This is a genomic window from Microbacterium murale, assembly GCF_014635185.1.
GTDB lineage: Bacteria > Actinomycetota > Actinomycetes > Actinomycetales > Microbacteriaceae > Microbacterium > Microbacterium murale.
Genome location: NZ_BMCM01000004.1, coordinates 397,956 through 407,047 on the forward strand (window position 1 = coordinate 397,956; position 9,092 = coordinate 407,047).

Here is a 9,092-nt window from a genome sequence, read left to right on the forward strand (position 1 = left end):
CTCTTCGAGTTCACGTCCCCATACGTGCCGCCAGCCCGGGAGCGAGCGGATCGGGAACCGATTCCAGGCCAAACCTACCGACCATGTCCGCCCGGCACAATGGCGGGACATCACAAGCTGACAACCTTTGCGCGTAAGGCGGCCATTCGGATGGGAGCGCTCCCTCGGCTGCGGTCTGGAACCGGTTCCTTTCATGCACGAGTCGGACTACGCTGTGCACGGGCGCCAATGGCTGCCGCCATCGAGGAGGATGCATGAGCACGATCGCGGATGTCGCGGCGCGTGCAGGAGTTTCCAAGGCCACCGCCAGTCGCGCGTTGAGCGGACACGGATACGTCTCGGACAAGACCAGGGCATCGGTGTCGCTGGCCGCGCGCGAGCTCTCGTATGTCGCTCATTCCTCGGCGACCAGCCTCGCGACAGGGCGCACCCTGACGATCGGGGCAGTCGTGCCGACGATCGGTCGCTGGTACTTCTCGGAACTGCTGACCGGGGTGCAGGATGCGCTGCTCGCACACGACTACGACCTCGCGCTGTACTGCGTCCCCGACGGGTCCCCCGCCAGAGATCGTGTCTTCGATGTGGTACTTCCCCGCCGTCGGTTCGACGGCATCATCGCCGCTGGTGTCCAGCCGCGCAGTCACGAACTGGATCGTCTGGCCGGGCTCGAGCGCCCGCTCGTGAGCGTCGGCCCCTACCACGCGAGCACGAGCTCGGTGTCGATCGATGACGCCGCCGCCGCTCGCATCGCGACGGAGCATCTGATCGATCTCGGTCACACGACGATCGCGTTCATCGGCGCGGCCGACGACGCGCATGCCGGGTTCGGAGATACTCGCCGCCTGCACGGCTATCGCGAGGCGATGCGCGCCGCGGGCCTCAGCGGCCGCATCAGTGTGAATCCATCGGCGAGCGACATGCCCAGCGGGTACCAGAGTGCGGTCGATCTGCTGGGCAACCGGCGGACTCGCCCCACGGCTGTGGTGGGGGTGAGCGATGAGACGGCGATCGGTGCGATCATCGCCGCGCGCCGGCTGGGCATCGCCGTGCCGACCGAACTGAGCGTCGTCGGCATCGATGACCATCAGCACGCCGAGATGTTCGCCCTCACGACCATTCGGCAGCAGCCTCGAGAGCAGGGGGCACAGGCGGTCGACCTCCTGCTGCGACAGCTGGAGCATCCCGGTGCCGACATCGAGCACATCGTCGCGGCATCCGCCCTCGTCGTGCGCAACTCCTCGGCCGCGCCGCGCTGACTTCCCGTGACGCACGAATGCCCCGGGCATCAGCCCGGGGCATTCATAAAAGCGTTGAGACGCTGTTACTTCAGAGTCACAGAAGCGCCGGCAGCCTCGAGAACGTCCTTGGCCTTCTCAGCGGCTTCCTTGTTGGCGCCCTCAAGAACGGCCTTCGGTGCACCGTCGACGACGGCCTTGGCCTCGCCGAGGCCGAGCGAGGTGAGCTCGCGGACGGCCTTGATGACCTGGATCTTCTTGTCGCCGGCAGCCTCGAGGATGACGTCGAAGGAATCCTTCTCCTCAACCTCTTCAGCAGCGCCTGCGCCAGCGGCACCAGCAGCGGCCGCGGGGGCAGCGGCGGTGACGTCGAACTTCTCCTCGAACGCCTTCACGAACTCGCTGAGCTCGACGAGGGTCAGGTCTGCAAACTGCTCGAGCAGCTGCTCAGTGGTGAGCTTCGCCATGATGTATCTCCTAGATTGATGGGGTTTGTGGAAAGAGATCGCCGGTCGCTCACGCGGCCTGTGCGGTCTCCAGCTTTTCGCGAAGAGCATCGATGGTGGCCGCAGCCTTCGCCATCGTCGCCTTCATCATGCCCGCAGCCTTCGCCAGCAGAACCTCACGGCTCTCGAGCGAGGCGTACATGTTGACCTCGTCGGCGGTGAGGGTGTTGCCCTCGAACACGCCGCCCTTGATCACGAGAAGCGGGTTGGCCTTGGCGAAATCACGAAGAGCCTTCGCAGTGGCGACGAAGTCACCATGAACGAATGCGACAGCAGACGGACCCTTGAGGTCGTCATCCAGCGCAGAGATGCCGGCCTTGTTGGCGGCGATCTTGGTCAGCGTGTTCTTCACCACGGCGTACTCAGCGTCCTGACGGATGCTGTTACGCAGCTCCTTGAGCTGGGCAACCGTCAGACCGCGGTACTCGGTCAGCAGGACGGCGTTCGAGTTCTCGAATGACTTCGTGAGCTCGGCAACCGATGCATCCTTCTGCGCCATGGTCACTCCTTGGTGGGTACGAGATGCCGCACGGTGGTGGGGCATCGACCTCGACCACCCCACAAGCCAAACAAAAAAGCTCCGGCGCAAGCGCACGGAGCTTTGAGAACTGTTCGTGACACCTGCGCGGGCCCCTGCTGAGCAGTGCTTCGATCATGCTGCGCTTGCGCACATCACGACGACCGGCGGTCTTCGGTTGATCCAAGAATACGGCATCCCGGCCTGTCCCCCAAATCGAGGGCTCCGCCGCTCAGTGACGGTCGGCGGCGCGGCCGGAGTGCCCGCCGAGCGCATCAGCCGCGCGGACCAGCGCGAGATGCGACAGCGCCTGCGGAGTGTTCCCGGCGTGCCTGGCTCCGTCGACGTCGTACTCCTCGGAGAGCAGGCCGAGATCGTTCGACAGGGCGACCAGACGCGCCATCAGAGCCTCGGCATCCCGTTCGCGCCCGCTCGCGGCGTACTGCTCGACGAGCCAGAAACTGCAAGCCAGGAATGGATGCTCGCCACCGGCGAGACCGTCGACTCCGGTCGTCGTGCGGTAGCGCATCAGCAGCCCGTCGCGGAGCAGCGTCTGCTCCATCTGCGCCACGGTGCGGATCATCCGTGGGTCATCCGCCGCGCAGTAACCGACCTGGGGCAGCACGAGCAGCGACGCATCCACCTCGTCCGAACCGTAGTGCTGCACGAAGTATCCGTCCTCGTGCACTCCCCGCTCGTTGATCTCGGCGCGCAGCCGATCGCGCATCTCCTCCCAGGGTTCGGCGTCGCCGGCCATGGAGTGCTCGCGCACCGCACGGACGCCGCGATCGAGGGCCGCCCACATCATGACGCGGGAGTGGGTAAACCACTGCGGCTCACCGCGGATCTCCCAGATGCCGTTGTCCGGACGCTCCATTCCGGCGATGACGCGTTCGAGCAGGGCACGCTGCAGGGGCCAGGAGAACGAGGACTCCTCGAGCCCCGCGATCCGGGCTGCCTCGAGCGCGACGAGCACCTCGCCGATCACGTCGCCCTGGTACTGATCGACGGCGCCGTTGCCGATGCGCACGGGCGAGGCCCCTCGGTATCCGGGGAGCCCGACGAGCTCGCGCTCGGCGAGGTCGCGCTCCCCCGCGATGCCGTACATGATCTGCACTTCGGCCGGGTCGCCTGCGACCGCGCGCAGCAGCCACAGTCGCCAGTGCTGGGCCTCAGGAAGGAAGCCGTGGGTGATGAGCACTTCGAGCGTCAGCGCGGCATCGCGCAACCAGACGTAGCGGTAGTCCCAGTTGCGCGAGCCCCCGAAGTCCTCCGGCAGCGACGTCGTCGCTGCCGCGACGATGCCGCCGGTATCCCGGTTCGTAAGGGCCCGCAGCACCAGCAACGAGCGCGCCACGATCTCGCGATGCGGTCCTTCATGCTCGATTCCGCTGGCCCATCCCTGCCACCAGGAGCGGGTTCGCGCCACCGCGTCTTCGATGTCCAGCGGATGGGGTGCGCTCTCGTGCGAGAGGAACCAGGTGAGGGTGAGCTCGCGCGTCTCGCCTTCCGATACCGTGACTCCGCCGGTGTGGACATGATCGGATGCGGAGAGCGCGACGCCACGGACGATCACGGCATCCGGCCCGGCCGTCGCACGGAGCGCCGGCGCGGTCTCGGTCCCCACCTGTCGAACCCACGGCAGCGCCCTGGCGTAGTCGAAGTGCATCCGCAGCTCGGTGGTGAACTCGACGGTGCCGGTGATGCCGATCACTCGCCGGACCACGTCGGTGCGGTCCGCGCTCATCGGCATGAACTCGTGCACCTCGGCGACACCGGATGCGCTCTCCCAGCGGGTCACGAGGATGAAGGTGTCCGGAATGTAGTGCCGGCGCATCGTCGCCTCATCGTCGCTCGGCCGCAGTGTCCAGCATCCGTGCGTTGGGTCTCCCAGCAGCGCGCCGAAGATCGACGGGGCGTCGAAGCGCGGCAGGCAGAGCCAGTCGATGCTGCCGTCGCGGGAGACGAGAGCCGCCGTGCGGCAGTCGCTGAGCAGGGCGTAGTCTTCGATCGGAGATGGCATCCGTCTGAGTCTGGCAGTGACGGCATCCGCGATCCAGACCTGTTGCGATCTCCCGGCGCCCACTACGGTGGGCGGCATGGCCGAGCACACCGCACTCATGATCTTCGGAGCATCCGGCGACCTCACCTCCCGGCTGCTGCTGCCGGCGTTGGGCCAACTGCTGATGACCGAGCCGAAGCGCACCATTGAGCTGATCGGCGCCGGCATGGACGATTGGACGGACGACAAGTGGCGCGACGCCGTGCAGATCGCGTTCACGTCATCGGATGCCGCGGATGCGATGACGCGGGTCGAGACCGAGTATCACCGCGCCGACATCACGTCTGCGGACGACCTGAAGACGCTTCTGGGCGAGAAGAAGGCACCGCTGGCGCTGTACTTCGCAGTGCCGCCATCCGTCGCGGCCGCGGCGTGCGATGCCATGGCATCGATCGATCTGCCGAAGGGCGTCGTACTGGCGCTCGAGAAGCCGTTCGGCGTGGATGAGGACAGCGCTCGCGCGCTCAATGAGCGCCTCGCTCTCCTCGTGCCCGAAAGCCAGGTTTTCCGCATCGATCACTTCCTCGGACGCTCCACCACCCTGAACCTGCTCGGCGTGCGTTTCGCGAACCGCGTGCTGGAGCCGCTGTGGTCGGCGACGGACATCGAATCGGTTTCGATCACGTACGACGAGTCCCTGGGCCTGGAGGGCCGTGCCGGATACTACGACCACGCCGGGGCTTTCGTCGACATGATCCAGAGTCACCTTCTGCAGGTGCTGGCGGTGTTCGCGATGGAGGAGCCCGCGACGCTGGACGAGGTGGACTTCCGCGCCGCGACGGCTGCCGTGCTGAGGGCGACCTCGGTGTGGGATGACGACCCAGTGCGCTACTCCTACCGTGCGAGATACACCGCCGGCAGTGTCGAGGGACGCACGTTCCCGTCATATGTGGATGAACCGGATGTCGATCCGACGCGGAACACCGAGACGCTGGGCGCCGCGACCTTCGAGGTGCGCAACGCCCGCTGGGCCGGTGTGCCGATCACGCTGCGCTCAGGCAAGGCCATCGGCGACCCATCCCGCGAGATCGTCGTGCGATTCCGTCCGGTCCGCCACGTGCCCGTCGGTCTCCGCGGCGACGCGGAGGGAGCCGTGCTGCGGTTCTCGCTCGGAACGGCAGAGATCTCTCTCGAGCTCAACGTCAACGGCGAAGCGGACCCGTTCGAGTTGGAGCGGACGACGATGTCGGCCGAGCTCGGACCTGGTGCCCTCAAGGCCTACGCCGAGGTGCTCTCCTGCATTCTCGACGCCGACCCCGTGCTCGCGGTGCGAGGGGACGCAGCTGAGGAGTGCTGGCGCATCGTTCAGCCGGTTCTCGATGCATGGAAAGCCGACGAGGTTCCGCTCGAGGAGTACGTCGTGGGGTCGCATGGGCCCAAGGGCTGGCCGGCGGCCGACTGAGCTCCGGATGCCGGAGCCGGGCCTGCGGCAACCCGGCGCGGCTGGTCTCGCGCGTCCGTGCCCACAGGTAATCTCGAATGGTGACTCCCGAACTGCAGGCTCGTATCGTCGCGGACTCCCGTGACCGCGTCGCCTGGCTCAGGGCACGTACCCGAGGGATCACCGCCACTGACGTCGCCGGGCTCTCCGGAGACAAGTCGATCATCCGCGCCGCCGATGCGAAGCTCGGCGGCGGCGCGCACTTCGGCGGCAATGCGTACACCGATCATGGCCGTCGCCGGGAGCCGGAGATCGCCTCCTGGGTCGCCGGGACGCACGGCATCCATCCGTCGTCGGCGCTGTTCCGCGCCGAGACCGAGCATCGCCATCTCGCGACCCCTGACGGCATCGTCCAGGACAGTGACGGCCGCATCCTGCTCGCCGAGATCAAGACCACGAACAAGAACTGGCGCACGATCCCCCGCACTTATCTGCGCCAGGTCTGGTGGCAGCAGCACGTGCTCGGCGCGGAGCGCACCCTGTTCGTCTGGGAAGAGCACGACAGCTTCCGCCCGATCCATGACGAGCCGCGTTGCGTGTGGATCGATCGCGACGATCGCGAGATCGGCCAGCTCGTCTCTCTCGCGACGCGCCTGATCGACGAGTTGTACCACCGCACCACAGGACAGCGTCCCCCCGAGACCGCCGTCACCGCAGCCTCCAGCCGTCGCGAATCGCTGCGCGAACGCGACGCGTTCCGAGCGCTCGCTCTCGCCGACTGACCGGCTGCGAAACAGCGCCTTCCGTCAGTTCAGGACACGTGCGGCCTCTGCGATGACCTCCGTCGCGATCGCGTCGAGAAGCGACGATCGCAGGTTCCACTGCTGCCAGTACAGCGGCACGTGGATGGGGTCGCCGCCCAGCGGGATCGCGGCACCGGATGCCGCGGCATCCGTCGCCTGCGACCCTGGCAGCATGCCCCACCCGAGGCCGAGCAGGACGGCTTGGGCGTAGTCGTATGACGCGGGGACATAGTGTCGCGGGATGCCCTGCTCGTCCAGGCCGCGAGAACGCAGCCAGGAGTGCTGCAGCGTGTCCCGTCGGTCGAAGTCGACGAACGGCGCACGCTGCAGCGCGGCTTCGGTGGCCCCGTCAGGGAACCACCGCTTCACGAACGCGGGAGTCGCCATCGTCTCATAACGAAGCACGCCGAGAGGCGCGACCGTGCACCCGGCGACCGGAGACTGCTCCGACGTCACTGCTGCCATGACCTCCCCGGATTCCAGCAGGCGGGCGGTGAATGTCTGATCGTCCCGGTGCAGATCGAAGTCGATGTCGTGCTCCTCCGCCAGACGCGCGAGGGGCGCGAGGAACCAGGTGGCCATCGAGTCCGCATTGACCGCGAGGGGGATGCTCACACGGCCGCCGGCCGTGTCGAGCCCGAGCGCCGACAGGGCATCATGCTCGAGCAGGGCGATCTGGCGGGCCATTCGTATGACCGACTCGCCCGCGGCCGTCGCCCTTGCCGGTCGGCCCCGCACGATGAGCACCTGCCCGAGCTGCTGCTCAAGGCTCTTGAGCCGTTGGCTCACTGCCGACGGGGTGATGTGCAGCGCACGAGCGGCCGCGTCGAGACTGCCCTCGTCCACGATCGCCGCGATGGTCGAGGCGAGCTCCGGAGAGATACCAGTCATGTAAGCCATGCTAATGGCTCATAAGAATGCATAGCTGGTGCTAATGCGCCCTGCTCCCTAGCGTGAGAGAGTGATCTCGTTCTTCGCCGGCCTCGGACTCGGCCTCTCCCTCATCATCGCCATCGGCGCCCAGAACGTCTTCGTCCTCCGGCAGGGCATCCGACGCGAGCATGTGCTGGTCGTCGTCGTCATCTGTGCGCTGTCAGATGCGGTGCTCATCGCGGCGGGCGTCGCAGGGCTCGGCTTCCTGCTCGAGACGGTGCCATGGCTGGTCGATGCCGCGCGCGTTCTCGGCGCGGTGGTCTTGATCAGCTACGGGCTGCTCGCCGCCCGACGGGCATGGCTCGGAGGCGATCAATCGCTGAGCGTCGCGAACGCCGAGAAGCGGACAGGACGACTGCCAGCCGTGATCGCGCTCGCCCTCGCCTTGACCTGGCTGAACCCGCACGTGTACCTGGACACCGTGTTGATGCTCGGGTCGATCGCTGCGACGCACGGCGAAGCGCGCTGGCTCTTCGCCGCGGGTGCGATGCTCGCGAGTGTTCTCTGGTTCACCGCGCTCGGCTACGGTGCACGCGGGCTCGCGCGCTGGCTGAACACCCCGCGCGCGTGGCGGATCCTCGACGCGCTCATCGCGCTCATCATGATCGTGATCGCCATCAGCCTCGTGGTGCCGCTGTTCGAGTGAGGGTTTCGCACCGCCGGGGAAAGTTCTAGACTCCTGCCCGAAGCGAAGGAGACGACATGCAGACTCTGACGATCGACTTCATCTGCTCCCTCGACGGCTTCGGCTCCGCAGTGGGCTGGCCGGGATGGTGGGGGATGGAGAGCCCCGAGTACCTCGACTGGCTCGACGACGCCCCGGCAAAGGACGATCCGCTGCTGATGGGTGCGAAGACCTATCGCGTGATGTCCGAGCTCACTGCGGGCGGGGAACCTGGAACCGATGTGCTCAACGGCATTCCCAAGTACGTCTTCTCGTCGTCGCTCGATGCACCGCTCACCTGGGCGAACTCGACGCTCGTCGACACTGATGCTGTCGACTATGTCCGCCGACTGAAGGAGCAGTCGGATCGCCCGCTGCGTACGATCGGCAGTATCGCTCTGTGCCGCTCCTTGCTGAGCGCGGGACTCGTCGACCGCTACCGGGTCGTGATCTTCCCTGTGATCACGGGCGCGAGCGGACGCGACCGCATCTTCGACGGTTATCCGGACGTGACTCTCGAACTAGTCGAGGCTCGCACGTTCGATCACCGCACGCAGTTGCTCGAGTACATCCCGACCGTGGTGGACGGGCCGCCCGGTCGCTGAGCGGGACTGCTGCACGAATAGGTGACAGTTCTAGTCACGCCGCTAGTGCGACGGTCGTGTTCATGATGGTCTCGAATTCGATGGGCGTCAAACGTCCCAGGGCGGCCTGTCGGCGTCGCCGGTGATAGGTCCGTTCGATCCAGGTCGCGATCGCGATGCGCAGCTGCTCGCGGGTGGTCCAGGAGCGACGGTCGAGGACGTTCTTCTGCAACAGGGCGAAGAACGACTCCATTGCGGCGTTGTCGCCGCATGACGCCACCCGTCCCATTGATCCGACCAGTCGATGACGGGACAGCGCACGCAGGAACTTCCGACTTCGGAACTGCGACCCGCGGTCGGAGTGAACTACGCAGCCGGCGACGTCACCACGCATCTGAACCGCGTTC

General features: G+C 66.7%; 10 protein-coding genes. 5 read left to right on the plus strand and 5 right to left on the minus strand.

What is annotated here, in order from left to right; genetic code table 11:
- Nucleotides 1-254 precede the first annotated feature (254 nt).
- Entirely contained in the window at nucleotides 255-1,256 is a 1,002-nt protein-coding gene (locus IEV67_RS14295; protein WP_188437228.1) for a LacI family DNA-binding transcriptional regulator, read from the plus strand.
- A 65-nt stretch (nucleotides 1,257-1,321) separates the two neighbouring features.
- Here the strand turns inward: IEV67_RS14295 and rplL are convergent, their stop codons facing one another.
- From rplL to IEV67_RS14310, 3 genes are all read right to left on the minus strand, one after another.
- Nucleotides 1,322-1,702, minus strand: a complete 381-nt coding sequence (gene rplL, locus IEV67_RS14300; protein WP_188437229.1) for a 50S ribosomal protein L7/L12 — start codon at nucleotides 1,700-1,702, stop codon at nucleotides 1,322-1,324.
- Between the two features lie 49 nt (nucleotides 1,703-1,751).
- Nucleotides 1,752-2,240, minus strand: coding sequence for a 50S ribosomal protein L10 (rplJ, locus tag IEV67_RS14305; protein WP_033106588.1), 489 nt, complete (start codon nucleotides 2,238-2,240; stop codon nucleotides 1,752-1,754).
- Between the two features lie 250 nt (nucleotides 2,241-2,490).
- Nucleotides 2,491-4,281: a glycoside hydrolase family 15 protein gene (locus tag IEV67_RS14310; protein ID WP_188437230.1), complete on the minus strand. Its 1,791-nt coding sequence runs from the start codon at nucleotides 4,279-4,281 to the stop codon at nucleotides 2,491-2,493.
- Nucleotides 4,282-4,357: 76 nt separating this feature from the next.
- Between IEV67_RS14310 and IEV67_RS14315 the strand changes: the two genes are divergently transcribed.
- Nucleotides 4,358-5,722: a glucose-6-phosphate dehydrogenase gene (locus tag IEV67_RS14315; RefSeq protein ID WP_188437231.1), complete on the plus strand. Its 1,365-nt coding sequence runs from the start codon at nucleotides 4,358-4,360 to the stop codon at nucleotides 5,720-5,722.
- Between the two features lie 80 nt (nucleotides 5,723-5,802).
- Nucleotides 5,803-6,483, plus strand: coding sequence for a YqaJ viral recombinase family protein (locus IEV67_RS14320; protein ID WP_229703140.1), 681 nt, complete (start codon nucleotides 5,803-5,805; stop codon nucleotides 6,481-6,483).
- A gap of 24 nt (nucleotides 6,484-6,507) precedes the next feature.
- On the opposite strand, the gene IEV67_RS14325 is transcribed toward IEV67_RS14320, so the two are convergent.
- On the minus strand, nucleotides 6,508-7,395 hold the full coding sequence (locus IEV67_RS14325) for a LysR family transcriptional regulator ArgP (RefSeq protein ID WP_188437233.1): 888 nt from the start codon (nucleotides 7,393-7,395) through the stop codon (nucleotides 6,508-6,510).
- Between the two features lie 70 nt (nucleotides 7,396-7,465).
- Here IEV67_RS14325 and IEV67_RS14330 point away from each other — a divergent pair, with 70 nt between their 5' ends.
- Nucleotides 7,466-8,083: a LysE/ArgO family amino acid transporter gene (locus tag IEV67_RS14330; protein ID WP_188437234.1), complete on the plus strand. Its 618-nt coding sequence runs from the start codon at nucleotides 7,466-7,468 to the stop codon at nucleotides 8,081-8,083.
- A gap of 56 nt (nucleotides 8,084-8,139) precedes the next feature.
- Nucleotides 8,140-8,706, plus strand: a complete 567-nt coding sequence (locus tag IEV67_RS14335) for a dihydrofolate reductase family protein (RefSeq protein WP_188437235.1) — start codon at nucleotides 8,140-8,142, stop codon at nucleotides 8,704-8,706.
- 34 nt (nucleotides 8,707-8,740) lie between these two features.
- On the opposite strand, the gene IEV67_RS14340 is transcribed toward IEV67_RS14335, so the two are convergent.
- A partial coding sequence (locus IEV67_RS14340; protein WP_188437236.1) for an integrase core domain-containing protein occupies nucleotides 8,741-9,092 on the minus strand: 352 nt, incomplete at its 5' end.

Excerpts from the sequence above, each read along its gene's own strand:
- IEV67_RS14295 (WP_188437228.1), top strand. The coding sequence starts at position 255 with ATGAGCACGATCGCGGATGTCGCGGCGCGTGCAGGAGTTTCCAAGGCC.
- rplL (WP_188437229.1), bottom strand. The coding sequence starts at position 1,702 with ATGGCGAAGCTCACCACTGAGCAGCTGCTCGAGCAGTTTGCAGACCTG.
- rplJ (WP_033106588.1), bottom strand. The coding sequence starts at position 2,240 with ATGGCGCAGAAGGATGCATCGGTTGCCGAGCTCACGAAGTCATTCGAG.
- IEV67_RS14310 (WP_188437230.1), bottom strand. The coding sequence starts at position 4,281 with ATGCCATCTCCGATCGAAGACTACGCCCTGCTCAGCGACTGCCGCACG.
- IEV67_RS14315 (WP_188437231.1), top strand. The coding sequence starts at position 4,358 with ATGGCCGAGCACACCGCACTCATGATCTTCGGAGCATCCGGCGACCTC.
- IEV67_RS14325 (WP_188437233.1), bottom strand. The coding sequence starts at position 7,395 with ATGACTGGTATCTCTCCGGAGCTCGCCTCGACCATCGCGGCGATCGTG.
- IEV67_RS14335 (WP_188437235.1), top strand. The coding sequence starts at position 8,140 with ATGCAGACTCTGACGATCGACTTCATCTGCTCCCTCGACGGCTTCGGC.